Annotated in this window: 23 protein-coding genes; 13 read left to right on the top strand and 10 right to left on the bottom strand. The window is 62.3% G+C overall.

Going from position 1 to position 25,595, the window contains the following annotated elements; translation table 11 throughout:
• Position 1 precedes the first annotated feature (1 nt).
• On the top strand, positions 2-544 hold the full coding sequence (locus tag DLD99_RS17245; RefSeq protein ID WP_114883843.1) for a toxin-antitoxin system YwqK family antitoxin: 543 nt from the start codon (positions 2-4) through the stop codon (positions 542-544).
• Position 545: 1 nt separating this feature from the next.
• Here the strand turns inward: DLD99_RS17245 and DLD99_RS17250 are convergent, their stop codons facing one another.
• Positions 546-941 carry a DUF4280 domain-containing protein gene (locus tag DLD99_RS17250; RefSeq protein ID WP_114883845.1) on the bottom strand — a complete coding sequence of 132 codons (396 nt, stop codon included), beginning with the start codon at positions 939-941 and terminating at the stop codon, positions 546-548.
• Positions 942-1,131: 190 nt separating this feature from the next.
• Between DLD99_RS17250 and DLD99_RS17255 the strand changes: the two genes are divergently transcribed.
• Both DLD99_RS17255 and DLD99_RS17260 read left to right on the top strand, forming a co-directional pair.
• Positions 1,132-2,199 carry a phosphotransferase family protein gene (locus DLD99_RS17255; protein ID WP_114883847.1) on the top strand — a complete coding sequence of 356 codons (1,068 nt, stop codon included), beginning with the start codon at positions 1,132-1,134 and terminating at the stop codon, positions 2,197-2,199.
• 38 nt (positions 2,200-2,237) lie between these two features.
• The gene (locus tag DLD99_RS17260; RefSeq protein WP_085687598.1) at positions 2,238-3,005 is read left to right on the top strand and encodes an SDR family oxidoreductase; all 768 of its coding nucleotides are present in this window, start codon (positions 2,238-2,240) and stop codon (positions 3,003-3,005) included.
• Between the two features lie 113 nt (positions 3,006-3,118).
• Here DLD99_RS17260 and DLD99_RS17265 read toward each other — a convergent pair whose 3' ends face one another.
• The 6 genes from DLD99_RS17265 to DLD99_RS17290 form a co-directional block, all read right to left on the bottom strand.
• Positions 3,119-3,772, bottom strand: coding sequence for a trimeric intracellular cation channel family protein (locus tag DLD99_RS17265; protein WP_244220746.1), 654 nt, complete (start codon positions 3,770-3,772; stop codon positions 3,119-3,121).
• An 857-nt stretch (positions 3,773-4,629) separates the two neighbouring features.
• On the bottom strand, positions 4,630-4,872 hold the full coding sequence (locus tag DLD99_RS17270; RefSeq protein ID WP_085711500.1) for a DUF1652 domain-containing protein: 243 nt from the start codon (positions 4,870-4,872) through the stop codon (positions 4,630-4,632).
• A 182-nt stretch (positions 4,873-5,054) separates the two neighbouring features.
• A complete protein-coding gene (locus tag DLD99_RS17275) occupies positions 5,055-6,545 on the bottom strand; it encodes a helix-turn-helix transcriptional regulator (RefSeq protein ID WP_114883851.1) in 1,491 nt (496 codons plus the stop codon).
• A 77-nt stretch (positions 6,546-6,622) separates the two neighbouring features.
• Positions 6,623-7,513 carry a LysR family transcriptional regulator gene (locus DLD99_RS17280; protein ID WP_085711502.1) on the bottom strand — a complete coding sequence of 297 codons (891 nt, stop codon included), beginning with the start codon at positions 7,511-7,513 and terminating at the stop codon, positions 6,623-6,625.
• Between the two features lie 6 nt (positions 7,514-7,519).
• Complete coding sequence (locus DLD99_RS17285; protein WP_114883852.1) at positions 7,520-9,727, bottom strand: xanthine dehydrogenase family protein molybdopterin-binding subunit; 2,208 nt, start codon at positions 9,725-9,727, stop codon at positions 7,520-7,522.
• Positions 9,727-10,191 (bottom strand): (2Fe-2S)-binding protein, encoded by a 465-nt coding sequence (locus DLD99_RS17290; protein WP_085602752.1) that lies wholly within the window; start codon positions 10,189-10,191, stop codon positions 9,727-9,729. The genes DLD99_RS17285 and DLD99_RS17290 overlap by 1 nt, the downstream gene beginning before the upstream one ends.
• A gap of 118 nt (positions 10,192-10,309) precedes the next feature.
• Here DLD99_RS17290 and DLD99_RS17295 point away from each other — a divergent pair, with 118 nt between their 5' ends.
• From DLD99_RS17295 to DLD99_RS17335, 9 genes are all read left to right on the top strand, one after another.
• Positions 10,310-11,200, top strand: coding sequence for a LysR substrate-binding domain-containing protein (locus DLD99_RS17295; protein ID WP_114883854.1), 891 nt, complete (start codon positions 10,310-10,312; stop codon positions 11,198-11,200).
• Positions 11,201-11,429: 229 nt separating this feature from the next.
• Positions 11,430-12,359 carry an amidohydrolase family protein gene (locus tag DLD99_RS17300; protein WP_007952852.1) on the top strand — a complete coding sequence of 310 codons (930 nt, stop codon included), beginning with the start codon at positions 11,430-11,432 and terminating at the stop codon, positions 12,357-12,359.
• Between the two features lie 4 nt (positions 12,360-12,363).
• Positions 12,364-13,269 (top strand): amidohydrolase family protein, encoded by a 906-nt coding sequence (locus DLD99_RS17305; RefSeq protein ID WP_007952854.1) that lies wholly within the window; start codon positions 12,364-12,366, stop codon positions 13,267-13,269.
• A 123-nt stretch (positions 13,270-13,392) separates the two neighbouring features.
• A complete protein-coding gene (locus tag DLD99_RS17310) occupies positions 13,393-14,778 on the top strand; it encodes a UbiD family decarboxylase (protein ID WP_114883856.1) in 1,386 nt (461 codons plus the stop codon).
• An 11-nt stretch (positions 14,779-14,789) separates the two neighbouring features.
• Positions 14,790-15,413 carry a UbiX family flavin prenyltransferase gene (locus DLD99_RS17315; protein ID WP_114883858.1) on the top strand — a complete coding sequence of 208 codons (624 nt, stop codon included), beginning with the start codon at positions 14,790-14,792 and terminating at the stop codon, positions 15,411-15,413.
• Positions 15,410-16,456, top strand: coding sequence for a CobW family GTP-binding protein (locus tag DLD99_RS17320; RefSeq protein WP_114883859.1), 1,047 nt, complete (start codon positions 15,410-15,412; stop codon positions 16,454-16,456). The genes DLD99_RS17315 and DLD99_RS17320 overlap by 4 nt, the downstream gene beginning before the upstream one ends.
• 91 nt (positions 16,457-16,547) lie before the next feature.
• On the top strand, positions 16,548-17,903 hold the full coding sequence (locus DLD99_RS17325; RefSeq protein WP_114883861.1) for a nucleobase:cation symporter-2 family protein: 1,356 nt from the start codon (positions 16,548-16,550) through the stop codon (positions 17,901-17,903).
• A 12-nt stretch (positions 17,904-17,915) separates the two neighbouring features.
• Positions 17,916-19,304: an amidohydrolase family protein gene (locus tag DLD99_RS17330; RefSeq protein WP_114883863.1), complete on the top strand. Its 1,389-nt coding sequence runs from the start codon at positions 17,916-17,918 to the stop codon at positions 19,302-19,304.
• 150 nt (positions 19,305-19,454) lie between these two features.
• The gene (locus DLD99_RS17335; RefSeq protein ID WP_114883865.1) at positions 19,455-19,664 is read left to right on the top strand and encodes a hypothetical protein; all 210 of its coding nucleotides are present in this window, start codon (positions 19,455-19,457) and stop codon (positions 19,662-19,664) included.
• A gap of 5 nt (positions 19,665-19,669) precedes the next feature.
• Here the strand turns inward: DLD99_RS17335 and DLD99_RS17340 are convergent, their stop codons facing one another.
• From DLD99_RS17340 to DLD99_RS17350, 3 genes are all read right to left on the bottom strand, one after another.
• Positions 19,670-20,590, bottom strand: a complete 921-nt coding sequence (locus DLD99_RS17340; RefSeq protein WP_208647535.1) for a DHH family phosphoesterase — start codon at positions 20,588-20,590, stop codon at positions 19,670-19,672.
• A 75-nt stretch (positions 20,591-20,665) separates the two neighbouring features.
• Positions 20,666-21,949, bottom strand: a complete 1,284-nt coding sequence (locus tag DLD99_RS17345) for a Zn-dependent hydrolase (RefSeq protein ID WP_114883869.1) — start codon at positions 21,947-21,949, stop codon at positions 20,666-20,668.
• 30 nt (positions 21,950-21,979) lie between these two features.
• Positions 21,980-23,464, bottom strand: coding sequence for an NCS1 family nucleobase:cation symporter-1 (locus tag DLD99_RS17350; RefSeq protein ID WP_114883871.1), 1,485 nt, complete (start codon positions 23,462-23,464; stop codon positions 21,980-21,982).
• Between the two features lie 620 nt (positions 23,465-24,084).
• On the opposite strand from DLD99_RS17350, the gene hydA reads away from it, so the two are divergent.
• Complete coding sequence (gene hydA, locus DLD99_RS17355) at positions 24,085-25,524, top strand: dihydropyrimidinase (RefSeq protein ID WP_114883873.1); 1,440 nt, start codon at positions 24,085-24,087, stop codon at positions 25,522-25,524.
• Positions 25,525-25,595: the final 71 nt, after the last annotated feature.

The following is a 25,595-nucleotide window of genomic DNA, read 5'->3' on the forward strand; positions in this document are numbered from 1 at the left end:
CATGGCGATCACACCGCTGGATTTGCAGCAGGATGACAAACATCTCAAAGGGCGATTGCAGGACGGCCAGCTCGACGGCCCGTTGAATATCAAGGATGACGGTCGCCAGCAGGCAGACTTGAATTACAGCCAGGGCCAATTGCAGGGCACGTCCCTGCTCTATCACCCCAACGGCAAGGTATCGGCGCAGATGCCGTTTGTGCGCGAAAAGCTGCAGGGCGTCGCCAGTTTTTATGCGCCCGAGGGCTGGTTGCAGCGCAAGGCAACCTATCGGCGCGGCTTGTTGCATGGCGAGGCGTTCAATTACTTTCCCGACGGGCAAGTGGCGGAGGCCGAGTTCTATCGCGACGGCGTGCGCGAGGGGCGTTATCAGCGCTTTCATCCCAACGGCAAACCGGCGGTGGATGCGCGGTATCTGAATGGGCAGTTGATGGAGCCGGAACAAGGATTTGCCGAAGACGGGCGACCGCTGGATGCCGATGGCAAACCGATTTCCCGGGTGCGCTGGTGGTTTCGCAAGTGGACGGATCCGGCGCAGGCCTGACTCAGGGAATCAACATCTGCATCTGCCCCGGCATCACGATCTTGATCACCCCCGCCCAGTTGCACATCAACGTGCTGTTGGCATCGATCGCCGGCATCCCGCCCAGCAGCAGAGTCGGCGCTCCGCCGGGGATCCACGGCGTGGCGGTGGCGGGAATGCACGGCATCGGCGTCAGTACACCCAATGCCGCAGCAGTGGCAGCGGCAACCATCGGATTGGCCATGCTCATGCACATGCCGAACGTGGTGACGTTGACCAGCGGAATATGATCCATGATGTTCGCCGCCGGCATCCCGCTGGTCAGCGTGCGGTTGACCGGCAGCACGTTGAGCACCGCCGGCGCAGCGCCGAAACTGCATTGCAGGGTAGCGCTGGCACAGACTTGCGGGCAGCCCATTTCAAAGCTCCTTTCCGAACAAGGCATTCGTGCTAAACCTTAGTCGCCAGCGGCCCGTCGCGCACATTCCCAAAGGTGATTATCGTCCAACACGCTAACCTATAAGACCGAACCGCGCTTGTGACGACCCGAGCGCGCCATTAGATTAGCCAATGATGTCTGGCCTCCAAAATAAGCAGAAGGGATAAGCATGGCGCTTACTGACCAGTCCACCCGTATCCGCTCTGGCGAAGAACTCGATGCCAGCCTGATCGATCCGTACCTCAAGGCGCACATTCCGGGCCTGACCGGCACGCCGCAGATCAGCCAGTTTCCCGGCGGCGCGTCGAACCTGACCTACCTGCTGGAATACCCGGACCAGGAATTCGTCCTGCGCCGTCCGCCGTTCGGCCACAAGGCCAAGTCCGCCCACGACATGGGCCGCGAATTCCGCATCCTCAACCAGTTGCGTGACGGCTTCCCGTATTGCCCGAAAGCCTACGTACACTGCACCGACGAGTCGGTGATCGGCGCCGAGTTCTATGTGATGGAACGGGTCAAGGGGATCATCCTGCGCTCGGACCTGCCGCCGGAACTGGGCCTGGACGCAGCGAAAACCGAAGCCCTGTGCAAGAGTTTCATCGACCGTTTCGTCGAGCTGCACCGGGTCGATTACAACGCCTGCGGCCTCGGTGATCTGGGCAAACCGGAAGGCTACGTCGCCCGGCAGATCAAAGGCTGGAGCGAACGCTACGAAAAAGCCCTGACCCCGGACGCACCGCACTGGGAAAAGGTCAAAGCCTGGCTCAACGACAAGATGCCGGCCGATCACCCGACCTCGAGCATCGTGCACAACGACTACCGCTTCGACAACGTCATCCTCGACCCGAACAACCCGATGCAGATCATCGGCGTGCTCGACTGGGAACTGACCACCCTCGGCGATCCATTGATGGACCTGGGCAACACCCTCGCCTACTGGATCCAGGCCGACGACCCGGCACCGGTGCAACTGATGCGTCGCCAGCCGAGCCACGCCCCGGGCATGCTGACCCGCCGCGAATTCGTCGACTACTACGCCGAGCGTTCGGGCATCCAGATCGACAATTTCGACTTCTACTACACCTACGGCCTGTTCCGCCTGGCCGGCATCGTGCAGCAGATCTACTACCGCTTCTTCCATGGCCAGACCCAGGACAAACGCTTCGCGCAGTTCATTCACATGAACAAACTGCTGGAGCAGATGAGCCTGCAGGTCATTGCCAAATCCAGCCTCTGATGACGGCGTTATAACAAGGCTCACTACAAGGGAATCCCATGTCCAAGACTCAGTTGTTCGACCTCGACGGCAAGATCGCTTTCGTCTCCGGCGCCAGCCGTGGCATCGGTGAAGCCATCGCCAAACTGCTGGCCCAGCAAGGCGCCCATGTGATTGTTTCGAGCCGCAAACTCGAAGGCTGCCAGCACGTGGCCGACGCCATCATCGCCGCCGGCGGCAAGGCCACCGCCGTCGCCTGTCACATCGGTGAAATGGAACAGATCAGCCAGGTCTTCGCCGGGATCAAGGAACAGTTCGGGCGCCTCGACATCCTGGTCAACAACGCCGCGACCAACCCGCAGTTCTGCAACGTGCTGGACACCGACCTCGGCGCCTTCCAGAAAACCGTCGACGTGAACATTCGCGGCTACTTCTTCATGTCGGTGGAAGCCGGCAAGCTGATGCGCGAAAACGGCGGCGGCAGCATCATCAACGTGGCGTCGATCAACGGCATTTCGCCGGGGATCTTCCAGGGCATCTACTCGGTGACCAAGGCCGCCGTGATCAACATGACCAAGGTCTTCGCCAAGGAATGCGCGCAATTCGGCATTCGCTGCAACGCCCTGCTGCCGGGCCTGACCGACACCAAATTCGCCTCGGCCCTGGTGAAGAACGACGCGATCCTGAAACAGGCGCTGACCCAAATCCCGCTCAAGCGCGTGGCCGACCCGAGCGAAATGGCCGGCGCCGTGCTGTACCTGGCGAGCGATGCTTCGAGCTACACCACCGGTGTATCGCTGAACGTGGACGGCGGTTTCCTGTCCTGATCCAGTCCTGTAGGAGCGAGCCTGCTCGCGATAGCTTCAGTACAGTCAACATCTGCTTTGACTGAACCACCGCAATCGCGAGCAAGCTCGCTCCCACAGGGTCAGTGTTTCAATCAGGCATCAAGGACTTTCGGCAACTGCCAGCCGAAATGCACCGACAACAAGCGCAACAACAGACACGCCGCCCCCGCCAGCAACGCAGCCGCCACCGGCGAAACGCCCAGCCTGCGCCCGACGATCAACACCGCCGCGCCGACAAACGCCGAACTGGCATACAGATCCGCCTGCAACACCACCGGCACCCGCGCCAGCACAATGTCACGCAGCACCCCGCCACCGACCCCGGTAATCGTCCCCATCAGCATGGACACAAACGGAGAGATCCCGAAATTCAAAGCCTTCTGCGCCCCGGCCACTGCAAACAGCGCCAGCCCCGCCGCGTCCAGCACGATCAAAGTCGAACCGGACCAGCCCAGCACCAGCCCATGAAAAACAAACGCCACCCCGCCCATGGCAAACGCCAGCGCCGGATAACGCCAGTCGGCCACAGCCTTGGGCGGCGTAGCGCCGATCAACAGATCACGGGTCACCCCGCCGCCGAGCGCGACGATGAAGGCAATCACCATCACACCCAGCAGATCGAGTTGAGCGTGCATCGCGGCAATAGCGCCTTCAACGGCAAACACGGCGGTACCGACCAGATCGGCCACCAGCACAATCCACTCGACCCGCGCCTTCGACGGCGCGTGCGTTATTGAGTGACGCAACGCGTCTTGGTGATGTGTCGGGTTACCTGCCCGTCGGCATACATGTCACCGGCGACCTCGGTATTTTCCATCACCTGACAGGTGCGTTCAGGTGGCGGAGGCGGCGCTGCCGGCGGAGGGGGTGGAGGACTGGCACAGCCACTGAGCAGCACCAGACCGAAAGCCGACAACAACGAAAAACACACGCGTTTCCCAGGATTGTTCATAGGATGACCCGCGATAAATGGAAGACAAACTCCCGTCGCCGAGCGTGCAAATACCCGGTTATGGAAACCGAACCACTCATTCCTTATAGACCAGTGGGGGGTGAGTGCCAGTGGAATGGCGAGAACTGGAGGAATTTGCTGTCGATTTTTGGGATGAGTCGACTGATCCATCGCCACCGCCGACAAGCCATCACCTACAGGTGAATGTCAGATTGGGACGCAGAGCGTCCCGGGCTGCATTCCCACGCGGAGCGTGGGAACGATCAACTAGGTTTTGCTTTTGCTTTTGCTCCTCACCACTCAACACGATGAGCGTTAGCTCGAGTACCGCTTTTGACGTGCCGGCCCCGTCGGAAGGCTGAGTGGAGGGATTTATCCGGGGGTGGGCGCGTAGCGCCGTTCGACGAAGTCGAACACATCGAGAGGAGGTGCAGCGAAGCAAACCGGAGGCGATGCCCCCGGATGAATCCCGGAGCGAAGGAACACCGAGCCACAGCGAGGTGCCGAACGTTGGGGCCCAGACCTTTGGTTACTTTGGGGCGTTTGCCAAAGTGACTCGCCGTAAGGGCGAAACCGCCAGCGGCAGCACCCGAAGCAACGGATATTCACCCAAAAAACCCATGAACCTGGTCGGCCCAGAGGCCGCCAAGTTCACCCCGGCGACCGCAAAGAATTACTCTCAAGCTCATACCGCAATTCATCAATCAAGGCATCCACCGCTTCCGGCGTACGCAAGGCACCAAGACTCAACCCACTGATCACCAGATCCACCCGCCCCGAAACCGGCTCATACAACTTCACAGTAAGCGAGTGATCCCCATCCACCACACACTCACAAGCCAGCGGCGAAAAACTGCGCTCAAGCTGCGCCCGCAACTGCGCCAGATAAATCATCGCGCCAGCTCCACACAACGAGACTCAACGACAAACAACACATTCATAAGGGGCTGATCCATTAGCAAGTTCAAAAGGGACGCGATCACGGGAAAAAAACCGCACCGCACCTCACCAGACTAAGAACAGCCCGCCCGATCAAACACCCGAATTTGCACCCCATGAACTAGTGCATTTGCACCTTACCGCTGCCCCCGGCTGCTGCCCGAAAACAACCCACGCTCACGAGCCCAGACAATCGCCTCACTGCGACTGTGCACATCGAGCTTCGAATACACCGTCGCCACATGATTGCGCACCGTGTTCGGCGCCAGCTTCAACCGCGCAGCAATCTCCTTGTCCGCCAGCCCCTCACAGATCAGCCCCAGCACATCGCGCTCGCGAGCCGTAAGATCGGTGAACGATACACTCGGCAATTGCGGCGAATTGACCTTCTTCACATTCGCCAGTTTTTCAATCAGCGTACGGCTGAACCACGATGCATCCTTCATCACCTCTTCAATCGCCGCCACCAGTTCAAGCTCGGTGCGCTTGCGCTCGGTGATGTCCATCAGCACCAGCAGATAGCACACCGTGTCCTGGATGTTGACGGTATCGGCGGACACCGCGCACTCCAGCAGCTCGGCGTCTTTCTTGCGGATCCGCATATCGACACGGTCAACCCGGCCGGTCTTCTCCAGCGCCGCCAGCAACCGGGCGCGTTCCGCCGGTTCATCGATGAAGTCCAGTTGCGCGACGGTCTTGCCGAGCACATCGTCGCTCTCGTAAGCCAGGGTATCGAGGAAGGCCTGATTGACGTCGATCAGCCGCTGCTCGTCGGCGCTGCAGATCAGGATCGGCACCGGTGTCAGGCGAAAGGCCTTGGCGAAGCGTTCTTCACTCTGACGCAGCGCGACTTCGGCCTTGTGCCGCAGCTCCATGTCGACGAACGAAAACAACATGCAGTCTTCGTCATTGAGCACCAGCGGCTGGCCGGCGACGATGACTTGCTTGCTGCCACCGTCCGGCAGACGCAATTCAGCCTGCATCTGCGGAATGGTCGCGACATCACGCAGACGCTGGATGGCCAGTTCCTTGCGTTCGGCCTGTTCGAGAATGTCCAGCTCATAGGTCGAGGCGCCGATCACTTGATCCCGGGTATAGCCAGTCATCTCCAGGAACCCCGGATTGACCTTGATGTAACGCAGATCGCTGAGGCGGCAGATTACCGCCGGCGCCGGGTTGGCATTGAAGGTTTTTTCGAAACGCTGCTCGGCGTTGGCCCAATCGGTGACGTCGCTCATGATCAGCACCAGCGATTCGGTCTCGCCGTCACGATCGGTCAGCACCATGCTGCGCACACTGTGCACCCAGGTGCGCTCTTCATCGCTGTGCGGGGTGACTTCCACCAGCACGTCACTGAAGGTTTCCCCCGCCGCCACGCGACTGATCGGATACTGCTCCGGCGTCAGCGTGTGGTTGTTGCGATAACGCAGGTTGAAGCGCTCGGCATACTCCCCGGCATTGTTGCCCAACTCGCCAATGCGACTGACGCCATGCATCGCCAGCGCGGCTTCGTTGGCCCAGAGGATGGTCTGGTCGAGTTCCAGCAGAATCACCCCGTCGGACAGACCGGCGATGATCTGTTGCAACTGACGGCGATTGGTTTCGGTGGTCAGGACGTCCCGGCTCATTGGCTCTCCACAAGTACGCGCATGTGAAGATTACGACCGCTGGCCGTCGCGATCGTGCCGGGCAATTTTGCCCTTGGTCAGCGCGATGAGTGATCGACCAGTTCCCGCAACGTATCGAGAAACAGCTTGAGCACCGGCGAGGCATCGTCCGCCCGATAGGTTGCGTACAGCGGCACCTGCGGCAGCGCCGGGGTCAGACGCCGGAACACCAGCCCGGCGGGTGCCAGTTGCTCGATGGAGGCCGGCAACAGCGCCACACCGAACCCGGCACGCACCAGACTGAGCAAGGTCTGCACCTCGATCACCTGCTGGCGGATCTGCGGGGTGAAGCCGGCCTGAATACAGCACTGATAAAGAAAATTGGCGAAGCGCGACTGCTTCAATTCCAGTGCCACGAACGGTTCCTGCGCCAGATCTGCCGGCGCCAGCACTTCACGCCGGGCCAGCGGGTGGTCCGCCGGCATCACCACATGGATCGGTTCATGGATCAGCAATTCATTGCGCAACTGCGGGTCGTCATAACCGACGCGGAACACGCAGGCGTCGATACGTTTTTCCTTCAACGCCTTGACCTGCGCCGCCGGGGTCATTTCATGCAGACGCCAGGTCACCTGCGGGTAACGCTCGCGAAACAGGTGCAGCGCCTTGGGCAGCACGCCGACCATCACCGAACTGATCATGCCGATTTCCAGCTCGCCCAGTTGCCCGCGCCCGGTCTGCCGGGTCAGGTCCAGCGCCCGTTCGAGTTGTTCGAACACCAGCGGCGCCTGCTCCTTGAGCATCTGCCCCGCCGCCGTCAGCTCGACCCGGTGGTGACTGCGCTCGAACAACGGCGTGCCGAGTTCTTCCTCCAGCAAGCGGATCTGCTGACTCAGCGGCGGCTGGCAGATGTGCAGCCGTTCGGCGGCGCGGCCGAAGTGCAGCTCATCGGCCAGGGCCATGAAGTACCGCAGCAAACGCAGGTCCATGGCGGCTTACCCCAGGTTCAGTGGCGTGGAACGCTGACGCACCCCGGTCAGGCTGAACAGCGCATTGGCAATCGCGGGAACCACCGACGGGCTGCCCAGCTCACCGACGCCGCCCGGTTTGTCCGGTTGGCCATCGAGCACGAGGATGTCCACCGGCGGCATGTCCGACATGCGCGTGACGCGATAGTCGTGGAAGTTGCTCTGCACGACCCTGCCCTGCTGGATGTCGAGACGATCGAACAGTGCATGACCCAAGCCCCACATCAGTCCGCCATATATCTGCTCTTCGACCCCGCCCGGCGACACCGCCAATCCGCAGTCGACCACACAGGTCAGCTTCTCGATCCGCGCCTTGCCATCGACTTTCGCAACCCGCGCCACCACGGCGATAAAACTGGTGTAGCCCTGATTGGTGGCGATCCCCAGCGCTGTATCCGGCGGCAGTTTCTGGCCCCAACCGGCGCGTTCGGCTGCCTGTTTCAACACCGCGACATGCCGTGGCCGCTCCTGCATGTTGGCCAGCCGGAACGCCAGCGGATCTTCACCGGCCGCATGGGCCAGTTCATCCATAAAGCTTTCCACGGCAAACACATTGGGAATGAAACTTACGGAGCGATACCAGCCGCTGGGCACATGGCTTTCGTGCTTGACCCAGTTCAGCTCCAGGTGCGGCGGACGGTAGGCGAAATCCCACGCGGTGATCGCTTCGGTGGTGCTGTAATCCATGTGATCCGGGCGCTCGAAATAGCCCGGTTCCCACTGCTCCGGCGAGGCCGGCGATACTGCATGCAGTTGCAGCGCGGTTAGTTTGCCCTGGGCATCCAGCGCGCCTTTTACCCGGTGCAAGGTCGCCGGGTGATTGAACAGCGCGTGCATTTCGTCTTCGCGGCTGTTGAGCAGTTTCACCGGCACGCCGCTCTGCTGCGCCAGATACGCGACTTCAAACAACCAGTATTTGGCTTCCCGCGCACCGAAGCTGCCGCCGGACACCAGCTCATGGATGGTGACCTTGTCCTTGCCGATGCCGCACACGGTCTGCGCCGCTTCCAGCGCCGACGACGGCACCTGCACGCCGCCCCAATAGGTGATCGCCTTGTCCTTGACCTGCGCGGTGATGCAGATCGGTTCCAGCGGGTTTTGCACCTTGTAGGGCATCGTGTAATCGGCTTCGAGCAGCTTCGCCGCACCCGGCCATTGCCCGGCGACATCGCCCTGGGCCATGGCTTTGACGGTTTGCGTTGCCGGATCGCTGATCGCTGCGACCTGTGCCTTGGGCAGCTCGGCACTGTCGAAGCTGGCCAGCGGCGAGTCGCTCCATTTGACCTCCAGCAACTTGCGTCCCTGCTGAGCGGCCCAGAACGTTTCGGCCAACACCGCGACGCCTTCGAGGTTACCGCCGAGTACGTCCGGCCGCCCCGGAACCGCGATCACCTTGCGCACGCCCGGCACCTGCAACGCGGCTGCCGAATCCACCGCGACAACCTTGGCGCCCACTACCGGCGCACGTTGAATCACCGCCACCAGCATCCCCGGCAACTGCACGTCGATGCTGTACTTGAAACGCCCGCACACCTTGGCCGCCGCATCGCGTTTGTGGCGCAACTTGCCGATGTATTTGAACTGCGACGGATCCTTCAGCGTGACATTGGCCGGCGCCGGCAGATGCGCCGCCGCGCCGGCCAGTTCGCCGTAGCCGAGGCTGCATTTGCTCGAGGCATGCACGACCCGGCCTTCTTCGGTGGAGCAGCTGTCGGGGCTGACTTTCCACTGCTGCGCCGCCGCGCTGATCAGCAGCGCCCGCGCCGTGGCGCCGGCCATGCGCAGGCGATCGTATTCCAGCGACACACTGGTGCTGCCGCCGGTGGAGAAGACTTTCCAGACCGGATGAATGTAGGTTTCAAAGAACGGATCTTCCGGGGTGATGACCTGCACGGTCATCGGGTTCACATCCAGCTCCTCGGCCACACACGCGGCCAGTGCGGTCTGGGTTCCGGTGCCGGAATCATGCTTGTGCACCACCAGTTTCACCGTGCCGTCGGGCAGCACCCGCACCCAGGCGTTGGGTTCGAATTCAGTGGCCGAGGTTTTCGGTTCAGTCGCAGCCGCACCGGATGGCAGATACAGCGCAATCGCCAGGCCGGACGCCACCGTCACCGTCTGCTTTAGAAACACCCGACGCGACAGTTCAAAACCGGCATTTTCGACGAGGCTCATCACGCCTCCTTCGGCGCATTCGCCGCACGTTTGATCGCCTTGTTGATCCGCCCGTAAGTGCCGCAGCGGCAGATATTCCCGGACATGGCGTTGCGGATCGAGTCGTCATTGACCGGCGCGCCGGTGTTAAGCAGCGCGGCGGCGGACATGATCTGCCCGGATTGACAGTAGCCGCATTGCGGCACATCTTCGGCGACCCAGGCCAGTTGCAGCGGATGGTTTTCGCTGGGCGACAGGCCCTCGATGGTGGTAATGCTGTGGCCCGCGACGGCGGCCAGCGGCAACTGGCAGGAACGCACCGCGACGCCGTTCAAGTGCACGGTGCAGGCACCGCACAGGCCCATGCCGCAGCCGAACTTGGTACCGGTGAGTTTCAACTGATCACGCAACACCCATAACAAGGGCATGGAGGGGGACGCTTCATCCAGCTCGCGTCGTTCGCCGTTAACCGTGAATGCAATCATTGTCAGGCTCCAAAAGAGCGGCCCGTCTTTGTGCGGGCCTGGTCATCGATTATTGGAAGCCCGGGCAACACGCGGCCAGCGACGATTTCTGCCAACCGGTGTAAGCAGGACTAACAACATGTACAAGCGATACCCGTCGGTGCAGTCCATGAGCGCGTTCATCCACGCGGCGCGCAGCGGCAGTTTTTCCAGCGCCGCGCGCAAGCTCGACCTGACCCACAGCGCGATCAGCCAGCAGATCCGCGCGCTGGAAGAATTCATCGGCCAGCCGCTGTTCGTGCGCGAAGGCGGCGGCAGCAACCTGACCGACGCCGGGCAGTTGTTTGCCAGCGTGCTGTCGGATGGGCTGGCGCAGATTGACCGGGCGTTGTCCTCGGTGAAAAACCGCAGCGTGGCCCAGCGTCTGACGCTGGATGTAGACAGTGAACTGGCCCAGAGCTGGCTCAATCCGCGCCTGCCGCAGTTGCTCGACGGCTTGCCGGATTACGAAGTGACGATCCTGTCGATGCCGCGCAGCGATCGCAGCACGTTCGAGCGAGTGGACCTGTCGCTGCGCTATGGCTATGGCGATTGGGATGATTGCGAGATGACGCAGATCTGCGGGGATCGGGTGATGGCGGTGGCGTCTCCGGCGCTCCTTGAACGGCATGGTTTGCAGCTGCCGTTGAGCCCGGCGCAGATTCTTGAACTGCCGCTGTTGGGGTACACGCGCAGGTCGTGGATTCCGTGGCTGGATGCGGCGGGAATGCCGGCGGTGGAGCCTGCTGCTCGCGTCGTTTTTGATAACGCGGCGAATTTGATTGCGGCTGCCGAGGCTGGCGTTGGCGCCGGGCTGGTGCGTGGATTATTGGCTGCCGATGCGTTGCGCAGCGGGCGGCTGGTGGCGTTGAACGAGGCGCAGATTGCGGCGCATTACAACCTGTATGCGGTGTGGCCCCATGGGCAGGCCGAGCGGGTGGCGCCAGTGGTTGAGGTCATCAAACAGTTGGCCATGCATACCCAACGCTGACGCCATGGCTGGCAAGCCCATATCGAACAAGTATCACCACCCCACCCAATTAATATTGTACGAACCCTCCCCCGCCTTCCAATACTCGCCTCAAGCAACCACCCACCCGGGCCGGATGCGAACAGGCGAGGGAATGCGCGAGTGCTGCGCATAGAAACGGCCGATTGCCCGGGACGTGGATGCTGTGAGCCGCAAGGCTCCCTTCCCCGCTATCAGGAGATCGACTTCAATGATCATCGATATCAGCTGCTATCCCACCGATCTGGTGGACCTCGCCTGGAGGCATGACGGTGACCCGTTCACCGGCGAGCGTCTGCTGGAGATGATGGATGGCCCGTACATGGTCAACGGCAAGCCTCGCCGCATCGACAAAGCCTTCATCCAGCCACCGCAGGGCAACACCATTTACACCTGGACCGACGGCGAACTGTCGGGCCGCGAATCCATCGACGCCTACATGGCCTACACCCTGAAAATGGTCCAGACCTACCCGGACCGTTTCATCGGCTGCTTCGTCTACAACCCGCGCTGCGGCGTGGAAAACGGCGTCGAGGCGATCGAGCGCTACGTCAAGGAACACGGTTTCAAGATGGTGCAGATGCAGGCCAACATGCACGCCTACCGGCCTGACCGTGCGCTGGACTGGGTGCGCCCGGCCTTCGAGAAATGCGCCGAACTGGGCATTCCGGTCAAGCTGCACACCGGCGACGGGCCTTACAGCATCCCGTCGGAATGGGTGCCGATGATCAAGGAATTCCCCAACGTCGATTTCATCATGGCCCACTTCGGCGTGCAGACCGGCGGCGTCTACGTGTTTGAACCGATGCAGTGGGCGATGGAGCTGCCCAACGTTTACTGCGAGTCCGGCTGGTGCCTGCAATCGCGGATCGTCGAGTTCGCCAAGGTGCTGCCGACCCACAAGATCCTGTTCGGCACCGACACTCCGCCGAACGAGCCGGGCATGTGGCTGCGCCTGCTCGAAGTGCTGTGCCACGAGCCGCCGCAGGGCCTGAACCTCGACGAGGACACCCTCGAGGATTACCTGGGTAACAACACCGCACGGATGATCGGCCTTGAGCCGTCCCCGCCGCCGCGTTCCGTTTCCGAAGCAGAGGCGCAACTCAAGCGCCCCGTCACCACTCAACTGGCCAGGAGCTGAACCGATGATCATCGACACCCATCTGCACCCCACCAACCTGGTCGACGAGGCCTGGCGCCACACCGGCGAACCGTTCACCGGCGAGCGCATGCTCAAGCTGATGGACGGCCCGTACATGATCAACGGCAAACCGCGCCGGATCGACATGGGCTTCATCCAGCCGCCACCGGGCAACACCGGATATCGCGACGGCAATCGCCGTGGCCGCGAGGGCGTGCGCGACTACATGTCCTACGTCGCCGAACTGTGCGTGAAGTACCCGGACCGCTTCATCGGCAACTTCAATTTCAACCCGCGCTGGGGACCGGAAAACGGCGCGGCAGAGCTGGAATTCCACATCAAGGAATACGGCTTCAAGATGCTCAAGCTGCACGCCAACATGCACGGCTATCGCCCGGACCGGGCGCTGGACTGGCTGCGTCCGGCGATGAAAGTCTGCGCCAAGTACAACATCGTGGTGCTGATCCACACCGGCGACGGCCCGTACACCATTCCGACGATGTTCTACCCGATCATCCGCGAGTTCCCGATGGTCAATTTCATCATCGGTCACTTCGGCATCCAGACCGGTGGCAACTACTCGTTCGAGGCGTTCTGGATGGCGATGGACACGCCGAACGTGTACTGCGAATCCGGCTGGTGCTTCCAGTCGCGGATCGTCGAGTTCGCCAAAGAGCTGCCGCGCAACAAGATCGTGTTCGGCACCGATTCGCCGCCGAACGAACCGGGCATGTGGCTGCGCGAGCTGGAAGTGTTGTGCTCGCCGGCACCCCAGGGCCTGGGGATCGACGAGGATCACCTTGAGGATTACCTGGGCAACAACATCGCCCGGTTGTGCGGGATCGAACCGACCCCGCCGCCCAAGGATCTGGCCGAGGCGGACATTCGTCTGACCACGACCTACCTCTAAACCCGTACACAGCGACTTTACAGGCGCGAAGATGACCCGGCGTTCGCTCGACCGGCAGGCCAACGGCTTGTCGATCGAACGCCAGCCTCACCCCTGCGCGCCTGCTTTTTACGAGGTGAAACCATGACCCGTTCGACGCTCGGCGACTCTCAGGATTTTCACGTATTCATCGACGCCTATCGCCGCCAGTACCCGGACGATGTGCTGACCGTCACCCAACCCCTTTCTGCCGATCAGGACGTCACCGCCCTGGTCGATGCCCTCGCCGCCCAGGGCCGCGACCCGCTGCTGATCTGCGAACACGTCGGCAACCTCGGCGTGCCGGTGGCGACCAATCTGTTCGCCTCCCGCCGGCGTATCGCCCGGTTGTTCGGCGTCAGCGCCGCGCAGTTGCACGAAACCTTCCAGACCCGCGCCAACCAGCCGATCCCGCCACGCTACGTCGAAACCGGCCCGGTGCTCGACGAGGTGTTCGAAGGCGAAGCGCTGGACCTGGCATTGCTGCCGATGCTCAAGCATTTCGACAGTGATCGAGGCCCCTACATCACCAACGCGATCATCATCGCCGAGGACCCGCTCACCGGCATCGCCAACATGAGCTACCACCGCTCGATGCGCCACGCCCGTCAGGCCCTGGCCACCAGCCTGCATTCACGCGGGCACCTGTGGCGGATGTTGCAGACCGCCCGCGAACGCGGCGAAGAACTGCGCGTGGCCATGGTGGTCGGCGCGCACCCGCTGTTCATGCTCGCCGCTGCTGCTCGTCTGCCTTACGGCAGCGACGAACGCGCGGTGGCCGGCGGGCTGTTCGGTGCGCCGCTGGAACTGGTGAAGACTCCGCGCTACGGCATCGGCGTGCCGGCTTACGCCGAGTTCGTGCTCGAAGGCGCGATAGACCCGGCGGCCTATGCCGAAGAAGGTCCGTTCGGCGAATTCAGCGGTTACTCCTCGGATCGCTCGACCAACAACGTGCTGCGCGTCGACACCCTGTTACGGCGCAAGGACGCGTGGCTGGTGGACGTGATGGGCGGGCGCTACGCCGAGCATCTGACTCTGGCGCGGCTGCCCCGCGAAGCGGAAATGAGCGAGAAGCTCAAGGCGCGCTTTCCCGCCGTCACCGCCGTGCATTACCCGAATTCCGGCACGCATTTTCATTGTTACGTGGCGCTGGACCAGAGCCGCGACGGCGAGGCCCGGCAGATCATGCTGGCCCTGCTCGGCTGGGATCCGTACCTGAAAACCGTGATCGCGGTGGACAGCGATATCGACCTCACCGACGACAGCCAGGTGCTGTGGGCACTGGCCACACACTTCCAGCCGCACCTCGACATTTTCACCATCGACGGTTTGCCCGGCAGCCCGCTGGACCCGTCGTCCTCGGTCAATGGCACCACCTCGCGCATGGGCCTGGACGCCACACGCGGCTCGGGGTTCGACGGGATCAAGGCGCAACTCGATCAGGACGTGCTCGAGCGCGCCCGGCAACTGCTCGACGGTTTGCCATCGTGAACTGCCAGCGGATGGTAGTCGGCATCAGCGGCGCGTCCGGGTTCATCTACGGCGTGCGCCTGCTGCAGCTGCTGGCCGAGCTGAACATCGAAAGCCACCTGATCATCAGCCGCGCCGCGCTGCTGACCATGGCCCACGAAACCGACTACAAACTGGCGGACGTCACCGCCCTCGCCAGCCATTACCACCGCGCCGACGACGTGGCCGCCGGGATCGCCAGCGGTTCGTTCCGTTGCCTGGGCATGGTGGTTGCGCCCTGCTCGATGCGCACCCTGGCGGAGATCGCCACCGGCACCTCATCAGGACTGATCGGCCGCGCCGCCGATGTCACCCTCAAGGAGCGCCGCACCCTGGTGTTGATGGCTCGCGAAACGCCGCTGACCCTCGCCCACCTGCGCAACATGACCGCCGTCACCGAGATGGGCGGCATCATCGCCCCGCCGGTGCCGGCCTTCTACGCCCGCCCCGACAGCCTGGCGCAAATGGTCGACCACAGCCTCGGCCGCGTCCTCGACCTGTTCGGCCTCGATGCCGGCGTCGCGCTGCGCTGGGGTGAAACGCAGGCCACCGGCCAAATCCAGCCTCACTCCCCTTCATCGTGCACCGGTCTATCACTACCAAGGAGCCTCACATGAACACCCCCTTCAACGCCCCGACCCCGAACACCAAAATCCCGGTCACCATCCTCACCGGGTTCCTCGGTGCCGGCAAAACCACCCTGCTCAATTACATCCTCAAGGAGAACCATGGCCGCAAGATCGCGGTGATCGAAAACGAGTTCGGCGAAGTCGGCATCGACGGCGATCTGGTGCTCAGCTCCGAGACCGAAGAGATCTACGAAATGGTCAACGGCTGCGTCTGCTGCACTGCCGAAATCCGCGAGGATCTGGTGCGCATCGTCCGCGAGCTGGTGGCGCGCCCGGTGCGGCTCGACCATATCCTGATCGAAACCAGCGGCCTGGCCGACCCGTACCCGGTGGCCCAGAGTTTTTTCATCAACGACCCGATTGCCGAGGAAGTCGAACTCGACGCCATCGTGACCATGGTCGATGCCAAACACATCGCCCAGCACCTGGAAGACCTGCAACTGGACGGCGTCGACAATCAGGCGGTGGATCAGATCGTCTGCGCCGATCGCATCGTCATCAACAAGGTCGATCTGGTCAGCGCTGAAGAAGTGGAAACGCTGCGTGGCAAGATCCGTGGCCTGAACGCCACGGCGGATCTGGTGACCTCGACCCATGCGCAGATCGACCTGTCGAAAATCCTCGGCATCGGTGCCTTCGAATGCACGCAGAAGCTGATGGAAATCGGCGCCGAACACGACCATCACGCCGACGAGCATCACCACGACCATGACGAGCCGGATCACGAACACGACCCGAGCGTGTCCTCGGTGGGCATCGCCGTGGACGGCGCCGTCAACCTGATGGCGTTCCACCGCTGGATCAGCGAGTTGCGCAGTGCTCAGGCCGACAACCTGTACCGCATGAAAGGTGTGCTGGCGGTGGCCAACGAAGACCAGCGCTACGTGCTGCAAGGCGTGCACAGTCTGGTGGAGTTCCGCGCCTCTACCGCGTGGGGCAGCGAGCCGCGCTCGAGCAAGATCGTGTTCATCGGCCGCGACCTGGATCGGGCGGCGCTGAACCAGGGCTTCGCCGCCTGCCTGGCCGGCTGAAACCCGGCATCGGAGCCGGTGGATGGCGGTTCCGGGCACACAGAACGAATACCCCTCTGTACCGAATAACAACAGCTAGAGGTGATTCCCCATGTCGTCAGCCAGTTCCTCCTCCACCGTCCACCCCGTCGACCGCGTCTTGCCGGTGCGACAGATGCTCACCCTCGGCCTGCAGCACATGGCCGTCTCGTACATCGGCGCCATCGCCGTGCCGTTGATTGTCGCCAGTGCCTTGAAGATGTCCCACGCCGACACGGTGGTGCTGATCAGCACCACGCTGTTCTGCTCGGGTATCGCCACCCTGCTGCAGACCGTCGGTTTCTGGAAGTTCGGCGTGCGCCTGCCGATTCTGCAAGGCGTGGCGTTCAGCAGCGTCGGGCCGGTGATCGCCATCGGCAGCAACCCGGAGGTGGGTTTCGCCGGGGTCTGCGGGGCGGTGATCGGCGCGGGGATTTTCACCCTGCTGATGGCGCCGTTCGTGGGCCGCTTGCGACGATTCTTTCCGCCGGTGGTGACCGGTTGCATCGTCACGGTGATCGGTCTGCAGCTGTTCCCGATTGCCTATGAGTGGGTCGGCGGCGGGCGCAACGCGAGCAATTTCGGCGCCCCGGCGTTTCTTGCCGTGGCGGTGCTGGTGCTGCTGACCATCCTGCTGGTCAACCGCTATGGCAGCCCGTTGCTGCGCAACATGGCGGTGCTGGTCGGCATGCTGGTGGGCGCCGGTCTGGCTTACGCTCTGGGCATGGGCAATTTTCACAGCGTCGAGGACGCGCCGTGGCTGACCGTGCCCTACCCGTTCTATTTCGGTTTGCCGACCTTCAGCCTGATCCCCATCGCGACCATGGTGGTGGTGATGATCGTGCAGATGGTCGAGTCCATGGGCCTGTTCGTGGCCATCGGCGACATCGTCGACAAACCGGTCGACGACAAGCAGGTGATCAACGGCCTGCGCGCCAATGGCCTGGCCAGCACCATCGCCGGGATGTTCGCCGCGTTCCCGTTCATAGCCTTCATGGAGAACGTCGGGCTGGTGATCCTGACCGGCGTGCGTAGCCGTTGGGTGGTGGCGATCAGCGGCCTGCTGATGTGTTCGATTGCGCTGGTACCGAAGGCCGGGGCGATCATCGCCTCGATGCCGACCGCGGCACTGGGCGGTGCCGGCATCGCCATGTTCGGCGTGGTCGCCGCGGCGGGCATCCAGACCCTGGCCAAGGTCGACTACGAGCGCAACCGCTACAACGTGCTGATCGTCGGTTTCACCATCGCCGCCGCCCTGGTGCCGGTGCTCGCCCCGACCCTGTTCAAACAATTGCCCGAGTGGTCACAGCCGTTCCTGCACAGCAGCGTGGTCATCGCCTGCCTGGTGTCGGTGCTGCTCAACGCGGCGCTCAACGGCGTCAGCGTGCCAGAAACCACACCCGGCAAATCCGCCTCGCACATCCTTTGACTGGAGCTGCCCATGACTCGACTTCAAAACATCCTGATCAAAAATCCCGTAGCGGTGATGACCGGCCTGCGCGGCCCCCGGGCCCGGGCCGGTGCCGTGGACATCCGCGTGGTCAACGGCCGCATCGCCGAAATGGCCGCCAACCTTGAGCCGCAGCCCGGTGAACGAGTGATCGACGCCCGTAACTCGGTGGTCTATCCGGGCTGGATCAACACCCACCACCACCTGTTCCAGAACCTGCTCAAAGCCGTGCCCGAAGGCTTGAATCAGGATCTGCAAGGCTGGCTGGCGAGCGTGCCCTATCCGCGCCTGAACCGCTTTACCCCGCAACTGGCGCGGATCGCCGCACGCTTGGGGATGGTCGAGCTGCTGCTGTCAGGCGTCACCACTTGCGCCGATCACCACTACCTCTACCACGCCCACGGCAGCACCGAGACCGGTGACTTGCTGTTCGACCTTGCCGAGGAATTCGGTCTGCGTTTCGTGCTGTGCCGTGGCGGCGCGCTGGAGTCGGCGAGCGCGCACCCGGGCTTCTCGAAAACCGCGCTGCAACCGGAATCCCTGGAGCAAATGGTCGGCGATCTCGAACGGCTGAAATCCCGCTATCACCAGGACACCCCAGATGCCCTGCGCCGTGTGGTCGTGGCGCCAACCACGCCGACCTTCTCGCTGCCGCCGACGCTGCTGCGCGAACTGGCGCACACCGCCCGAGGCATGGGACTGCGTCTGCACACGCACCTGTCGGAAACCGAGAATTACGTGAACTTCTGCCGCGACAAGTACAACTGCCTGCCGGTGGAGTTCGTCGCCGAACACGAATGGCTCGGCCCGGACGTGTGGTTCGCCCACGCCGTTCATCTGCAACCGGGGGAAATCCGCATGCTCGCCCAGACCGGCACCGGCGTCTCCCACTGCCCGGTGAGCAACGCCCGGCTGGGCAGCGGCGTCGCGCCGATCCCGCAGATGTACGAGGCCGGTGTGCCAATCTCCCTCGGTGTCGACGGCGTGGCCTCCAACGAATCCGGAAGCATGGTCGGCGAAGCCAACACTGCGTGGCTGATCCACCGCGCCGAACAAGGCGCCTCGGCCACCACCGCCGAAGACGTCATCCACTGGGGCACGGCCGGCGGCGCGCAAGTACTTGGCCTCGGCGCGGTCGGTACACTGGAAATCGGCCAGGCAGCGGATCTGGTGATCTACAGCCTCGACCATCCACGCTTCTACGGCTTCCACGACAGCGCCGTCGCACCGGTCGTCGCGGGTGAGCCGATTGCCGTGAAATACAGCCTGGTGGGCGGGAGGATCGTGGTCGATGACGGCGTGATTCCGGGGCTGGATATCGAGCGGATGCGGGCCGAGGCTTGGGATGGAGTGCAGGCGATGATGAAGGTCGACGATTGATGCATGACCGGTGGAAGCGACGGTGCGACGATTCGTCTCGTCGGCTTCCACCGCCGGCATTAGCGCCTTCCCGTTTTGTCGACTAACGTTAGTACCTCATCGGATTGAGCCCCTGCCAGAAACACCGGGCTCTTGATCAAGGAGAGACTGATGACATCCAACCGCCTCATCGAACAGACCTATCGCACCTGGTCCAGCCCCATCCTGCTGGAGCTGAAAAGGCGCGAGCACGAGATGGCGCCGGCCGAGCGTCAGGCGCTTGAAAATGTAATGGTGGAAAGACGATTGCTGGACGTTGGCAACCCGACTGGCGTTGAACGGCGCAAGAGTGCGACGAGTAAAACCGACAATCCCGGGTAATCACTTCACCCGCCCGGGTTCACGCTCAGACCCAGTTTCAATAGCTCTTTGCGCAGGATCGAGGGCTTCAGAATCGCCAACCCAGCCTGCCACTCAATCGGCAGTAAACGACTCAACTTCTGCTGGCTGACCATGTGTTCAGCCAGCAAACAACTTGTGCGCTGGCTGATGCTGATGACGTTCAACAACCAGTCGTCCCCCTGCCCGCCCATCCAGCGGCAAATCTCGCTGCGATGCTTCTCGATCAATGCATCGGCGTCCCACACGGTCATCTGCGCAAAAACCTCGGGCAACCGGCTCTCGGGTTTCATGCGTTTGAGATCGGCGGCCAATGCAGCAGACATGTCTGATTCGATGGCCGCCTGACATTCGAGGAAGTACTGCTCGGGCCAGTCCGCCGTAAGTTTCCCGTGTGGTGCGAGTTCGGCATAGGCCTCGATGTCCGCCGCCGTGGTCATTTGCCCGGTGAAATTCAGCGTGTTGTCCAGAATCGCCGTGGCCAGCAGCGCGGCGCTTTGCTCGCTGATCCTCGGCAGCAAACCTGCGGTTTTCCAGCGCTGGAAAACCTGGGTCGCCGCCGCGCCGATCGGGCGGATGTCGGCGGCAGATCCGAGCGTCTGCGCCCAGTGGTTTTCGAAACCCGGATGATGGTCGATGACTTCCACCACCCGGTCGAGGGCGACCATCGGGTCGAAGTGGTGGTAATCGGAGACATCGACCAGCACGAACTCGTCGTTGGATGTCGGGCGGTAATCGTTCAGAACGGCGCCCCAGCCGAGCACGGTGTTCGAAACACTGGCATTGGGTTTTGCGTTACTGACGGCGCGGGCGGGAATGCCTTGCAGGTTGAGCAGTTCGGCGTAGGCGATGCAGCAGGCCCAGGCGTCGATGTCCAGATATGCCGAGCCTGAGGTGATGACTTTGATGGGCGACATTGCGCGTCCCTGGCTTCCATTTCAGGGGCGGCAACGTCGCACATTTTCATGAACGATTAATGAACATCACGCAGCTTGTTGTCCTCCCGCCACCGCCGCCGAAGCCGCCAGCATCGCCCGCAACAACACCGCACAGCCCGCCGCCAGATCGTCCGGCGCGGCGTTTTCGATTTCGTTGTGGCTGATGCCGCCTTCACATGGCACGAAGATCATCCCGGCCGGGCCGAGTTCGGCGAGGAAGATTGCGTCGTGGCCGGCGCCGCTGACGATGTCCATGTGCGACAGGCCCAGACCTTTGGCAGCGCCACGCACGGCTTCGACGCAGCCTTTTTCGAAGTACAGCGGCGGGAAGTCGGCGGTCGGGGTCAGCTCGTAGGTCAGGCCGTGTTCTTCGCAGGTGGTTTCGATGACTTGCTTGACCTCCGCGATCATCGAATCGAGGCGCGCCGGTTCCAGATGCCGGAAGTCGAGGGTCATGCGCACTTCGCCGGGAATGACGTTGCGCGAACCCGGATAGGCTTGCAGGCAACCGACCGTGCCGCAAGCGTGGGGTTGGTGGCCGAGGGCGGCACGGTTGACTGCACCGACGATCACCGAAGCGCCCACCAATGCGTCCTTGCGCAGGTGCATCGGGGTCGGGCCGGCGTGGGCTTCGACGCCACGCAGTTTCAGGTCGAACCACTTCTGCCCCAGAGCGCCGAGCACTACGCCGATGGTTTTCTGTTCGTCTTCCAGGATCGGGCCTTGCTCGATGTGCGCCTCGAAATAGGCGCCGACCTTGTGCCCGCTGACCTTGCGCGGCCCGGCGTAGCCGATGGCGTTCAGCGCTTCGCCAACCGTTACACCGTCGGCATCGACCTTGGCCAGGGTTTCTTCGAGGGTGAATTTTTCCGCGAACACGCCGGAGCCCATCATGCACGGGGCAAAGCGCGAGCCTTCTTCGTTGGTCCAGACTACCACTTCCAGCGGCGCCTCGGTTTCCACGCCCAGGTCGTTGAGGGTGCGCAGCACTTCGACCCCGGCCAGCACGCCGAAGCAACCGTCGAACTTGCCGCCGGTGGGCTGGGTGTCGATGTGGCTGCCGGTCATTACCGGGGGCAGGTTCGGATTGCGCCCGGGGCGGCGGGCGAAGATGTTGCCGACTTCATCGACCGTGACGCTGCAACCGGCGTCCTTGCACCACTGCACGAAAATATCGCGGGCCTGGCGGTCGAGGTCGGTCAGGGCCAGGCGACAGACCCCGCCCTTGACCGTGGCGCCGAGTTTGGCCAGCTCCATGAGCGACGCCCACAAGCGGTCGCGGTTGATGTGCTGATGGGTCGATTGCAGAACGTCTACGGCTGCGTTCATGGGGATCTCCTCAGGCAGTTCTTATGGGAATTACAACGGCGATTTGACGATGACCGGGCTGGTCCGCATCGCGCACAACCCGTAATAGATCAACCCGCCCAGCGCCGAGCCGGTGAACCAGCCGTAGCTGTAAAACCAACTGAACGCGCTGCTGCCCAGCGACAGCAGGGTCAGCACCACCGGCACGCCGAACGCGATGAACCCGGACCAGTTCCACGCCGGGTAGATGTCATCGCGATACAGGCCGGCCAAATCCAGTTGTTGCTTCTTGATCAGGAAATAGTCCACCACCATGATCCCGGCGATCGGCCCGAGCAGGCTGGAATAGCCCAGCAGCCAGTTCGAATACACGGTTTCCAGGCTGAGGTCGGAGACGATCCAGCCAAGCTTTTTCAACAGTTCATGGCCCATCAAGGCCAGGCCGACGAACCCGGTGAGGATCACAGCCTTGGTGCGGTTGATGACCTTGGGCGCGATGTTCTGGAAGTCGTTGGTTGGCGAGACGATGTTGGCGGCGGTGTTGGTCGACAGCGTGGCGATGATGATCAGCGCCATGGCCACCGCGACCCACACCGGGCTCTGGATATGGCCGATCAAAGTCACCGGATCGGAAACGCTGACACCCACCAGTTTCACTGACGCGGCGGTCATCACCACGCCCAGTGCGGCGAACAGGAACATGGTCAGCGGCAGGCCGAAAATTTGCCCGAGGATCTGATCCTTCTGGCTGCGGGCATAGCGGCTGAAGTCGGGAATGTTCAGCGACAGGGTGGCCCAGAAGCCAACCATCGCCGTCAGCCCGGCGGCGAAGTAACTGACCACGCTCGCGCCTTCGGGGCGCTTTGGCGGAATCGCCAGCAGTTCAGTCATCGACACATTCGGCATGGCCCACACCAGCAACCCGATGCCGACCGCCACCAGCAGCGGCGCCGACAGGGTTTCCAGCCATTTGATCGACTCGGCGCCCCGGATCACCACCCACAGGTTCAGCGTCCAGAAGATCATGAAACCGATCACTTCCCCCGTGCCGCCGAGGGATTTCCAGCCCTCGAAAATCGAGCCGAGAAACAGGTGGATCGCCAGCCCGCCAAACATGGTCTGGATGCCGAACCAGCCGCAGGCCACCAGCGCCCGGATCAGGCACGGCACGTTGGAGCCGAGAATTCCGAACGAAGACCGCAGCAGTACCGGAAACGGAATGCCGTATTTGGTGCCGGGGAAAGCATTCAGCGTTAGCGGGATGAGCACGATGATGTTCGCGAACAGAATCGCCAGCAGCGCCTCGCCGACGGTCAAACCGAAATACGCGGTGAGCACGCCGCCCAGGGTGTAGGTCGGCACGCAGATCGACATGCCGACCCACAGCGCGGTGATGTGCCATTTGTTCCAGGTTCGTTCGCGCACCTTGGTCGGTGCCATGTCGTGGTTGTAACGGGGACTGTCGAGGACGTCGCTGCCGGCTTCGAGTTCGAACAAGCCGTCGCGCTCGGTCACTTGCGATCTGTTCTGTTGCATGGCCGCTCCACTGTTCTTCTGATTATTTTTTGCTCATCAGGCGGCTGCACACGCAGGTGCGAGCCGGACGATGGCCGGAGGAACTGACAACTTTCATGCACCGGCCATGGTGTCAGCGGCGGCATCAATAAACGTGCCGGGTGCCCCGCTTTCGCATCGGGCCGTGCTTTTCATTTCTTGTAACCAACTGATGTTTATCAGTTTTAATTATTCACCTGGTGAGGCCGCGAAAACTTGACTGAACACTCAGGCTAAATGCCAGGCAAGTTGTCCGAACTGTCAGGACTCAATCTGGTGCACTGCACTTTTTTTCATCGTGGGCGCTCAGCCGCAGCTCAACTTCAAGCGGCTGATTTCACATAGGAAATCTTGCTCATATTTCCAACCTGTCAAGTGCGTCAAAATGGTGAAGTGCCTCACCATTTTGGTGATTTATGATTTTTATCGTTATTTATCAGTCAGTTAAAACAGTCATAAGCTTATAAAAAATAATCTTGATCAATTGCAGAACTGCGACTAGCGTCTATTCCTGACAGCGCTGACAAGATTACGCATTTGGCACTGCAAACAATAAAACACTAGAACCGGCACAAGTCGGTCATGCCTGCGAGGAACTCGGAATGTCTCTGTTGATCCGTGGCGCCACCGTTGTTACCCATGATGAAAGTTACCGCGCCGATGTCTATTGCGCTGACGGCGTGATCAAAGCCATTGGTGAAAACCTTGATATTCCCGCTGGCGCCGAAGTGCTCGACGGCAGCGGCCAGTACCTGATGCCCGGCGGCATCGATCCGCACACCCACATGCAACTCCCGTTCATGGGCACCGTGGCCAGCGAAGACTTCTACAGCGGCACCGCAGCAGGCCTGGCCGGCGGCACCACGTCGATCATCGATTTCGTGATTCCCAATCCGCAGCAGTCGCTGCTCGAAGCCTTTCACCAGTGGCGCGGCTGGGCGGAGAAGTCGGCGTCGGATTATGGCTTCCACGTCGCGATCACCTGGTGGAGCGAGCAGGTGCGCGAGGAAATGGCCGAGCTGGTCAGCCATCACGGGATCAACAGCTTCAAGCATTTCATGGCCTACAAGAACGCGATCATGGCCGCCGACGACACGCTGGTGGCGAGCTTCGAACGCTGCCTGGAACTCGGCGCGGTACCGACCGTTCACGCGGAAAACGGCGAACTGGTCTATCACCTGCAGCGCAAGTTGATGGCCCAGGGCATCACCGGGCCGGAAGCGCATCCGCTGTCGCGGCCCTCGCAGGTGGAAGGTGAAGCGGCCAGTCGGGCGATCCGTATCGCTGAAACCATCGGCACGCCGCTGTATCTGGTGCATGTCTCGACCAAGGAAGCCCTCGACGAAATCACCTACGCCCGCAGCAAGGGCCAACCGGTCTACGGCGAAGTGCTGGCCGGGCATCTGCTGCTGGACGACAGCGTCTACCAGCATCCGGACTGGCAGACCGCCGCCGGTTACGTGATGAGCCCGCCGTTCCGTCCGCGCGGGCATCAAGAGGCGCTGTGGCATGGGCTACAGAGCGGCAATCTGCACACCACCGCCACTGACCATTGCTGCTTCTGCGCCGAGCAGAAAGCCGCCGGCCGCGACGACTTCAGCAAGATCCCCAACGGCACCGCCGGCATCGAAGACCGCATGGCGGTGTTGTGGGATGAAGGGGTGAACACCGGGCGGTTGTCGATGCAGGACTTCGTCGCCCTCACCTCCACCCACACTGCGAAAATCTTCAACCTCTACCCGCGCAAGGGCGCGATCCGCGTCGGCGCCGATGCCGACCTGGTGCTGTGGGACCCGCAAGGCACCCGCACCATCTCCGCCAAGACCCACCATCAGCAGGTGGACTTCAACATCTTCGAAGGCAAGACCGTGCGCGGTGTGCCGAGCCATACCGTCAGCCAGGGGAAAGTGGTCTGGGCCGACGGCGACCTGCGCGCAGAGCGTGGGGCGGGCCGGTATATCGAACGGCCGGCGTATCCGGCGGTGTTTGATTTGCTGAGCAAGCGGGCTGAACTGCACAGGCCTGTTGCGGTTAAACGCTGAAATCCAGGCCTTCGGCCTTCGGCCTTCGCTAGCAAGCTAGCTCCCACAGGTGTACGCATTCCAAATGTGGG

Source organism: Pseudomonas kribbensis (genome assembly GCF_003352185.1).
GTDB classification, from domain to species: domain Bacteria; phylum Pseudomonadota; class Gammaproteobacteria; order Pseudomonadales; family Pseudomonadaceae; genus Aquipseudomonas; species Aquipseudomonas kribbensis.

What these genes read in the sequence shown, in the direction of transcription:
- DLD99_RS17325 (WP_114883861.1), top strand. Translation starts at nt 16,548, where the DNA reads ATGTCGTCAGCCAGTTCCTCCTCCACCGTCCACCCCGTCGACCGCGTC.
- DLD99_RS17335 (WP_114883865.1), top strand. Translation starts at nt 19,455, where the DNA reads ATGACATCCAACCGCCTCATCGAACAGACCTATCGCACCTGGTCCAGC.
- DLD99_RS17255 (WP_114883847.1), top strand. Translation starts at nt 1,132, where the DNA reads ATGGCGCTTACTGACCAGTCCACCCGTATCCGCTCTGGCGAAGAACTC.
- DLD99_RS17350 (WP_114883871.1), bottom strand. Translation starts at nt 23,464, where the DNA reads ATGCAACAGAACAGATCGCAAGTGACCGAGCGCGACGGCTTGTTCGAA.
- DLD99_RS17310 (WP_114883856.1), top strand. Translation starts at nt 13,393, where the DNA reads ATGACCCGTTCGACGCTCGGCGACTCTCAGGATTTTCACGTATTCATC.
- DLD99_RS17320 (WP_114883859.1), top strand. Translation starts at nt 15,410, where the DNA reads ATGAACACCCCCTTCAACGCCCCGACCCCGAACACCAAAATCCCGGTC.
- DLD99_RS17300 (WP_007952852.1), top strand. Translation starts at nt 11,430, where the DNA reads ATGATCATCGATATCAGCTGCTATCCCACCGATCTGGTGGACCTCGCC.
- DLD99_RS17295 (WP_114883854.1), top strand. Translation starts at nt 10,310, where the DNA reads ATGTACAAGCGATACCCGTCGGTGCAGTCCATGAGCGCGTTCATCCAC.
- DLD99_RS17260 (WP_085687598.1), top strand. Translation starts at nt 2,238, where the DNA reads ATGTCCAAGACTCAGTTGTTCGACCTCGACGGCAAGATCGCTTTCGTC.
- DLD99_RS17245 (WP_114883843.1), top strand. Translation starts at nt 2, where the DNA reads ATGGCGATCACACCGCTGGATTTGCAGCAGGATGACAAACATCTCAAA.
- DLD99_RS17285 (WP_114883852.1), bottom strand. Translation starts at nt 9,727, where the DNA reads ATGAGCCTCGTCGAAAATGCCGGTTTTGAACTGTCGCGTCGGGTGTTT.
- DLD99_RS17345 (WP_114883869.1), bottom strand. Translation starts at nt 21,949, where the DNA reads ATGAACGCAGCCGTAGACGTTCTGCAATCGACCCATCAGCACATCAAC.
- DLD99_RS17270 (WP_085711500.1), bottom strand. Translation starts at nt 4,872, where the DNA reads ATGATTTATCTGGCGCAGTTGCGGGCGCAGCTTGAGCGCAGTTTTTCG.
- DLD99_RS17305 (WP_007952854.1), top strand. Translation starts at nt 12,364, where the DNA reads ATGATCATCGACACCCATCTGCACCCCACCAACCTGGTCGACGAGGCC.
- DLD99_RS17250 (WP_114883845.1), bottom strand. Translation starts at nt 941, where the DNA reads ATGGGCTGCCCGCAAGTCTGTGCCAGCGCTACCCTGCAATGCAGTTTC.
- DLD99_RS17275 (WP_114883851.1), bottom strand. Translation starts at nt 6,545, where the DNA reads ATGAGCCGGGACGTCCTGACCACCGAAACCAATCGCCGTCAGTTGCAA.
- DLD99_RS17330 (WP_114883863.1), top strand. Translation starts at nt 17,916, where the DNA reads ATGACTCGACTTCAAAACATCCTGATCAAAAATCCCGTAGCGGTGATG.
- DLD99_RS17290 (WP_085602752.1), bottom strand. Translation starts at nt 10,191, where the DNA reads ATGATTGCATTCACGGTTAACGGCGAACGACGCGAGCTGGATGAAGCG.
- DLD99_RS17315 (WP_114883858.1), top strand. Translation starts at nt 14,790, where the DNA reads ATGGTAGTCGGCATCAGCGGCGCGTCCGGGTTCATCTACGGCGTGCGC.
- DLD99_RS17280 (WP_085711502.1), bottom strand. Translation starts at nt 7,513, where the DNA reads ATGGACCTGCGTTTGCTGCGGTACTTCATGGCCCTGGCCGATGAGCTG.
- hydA (WP_114883873.1), top strand. Translation starts at nt 24,085, where the DNA reads ATGTCTCTGTTGATCCGTGGCGCCACCGTTGTTACCCATGATGAAAGT.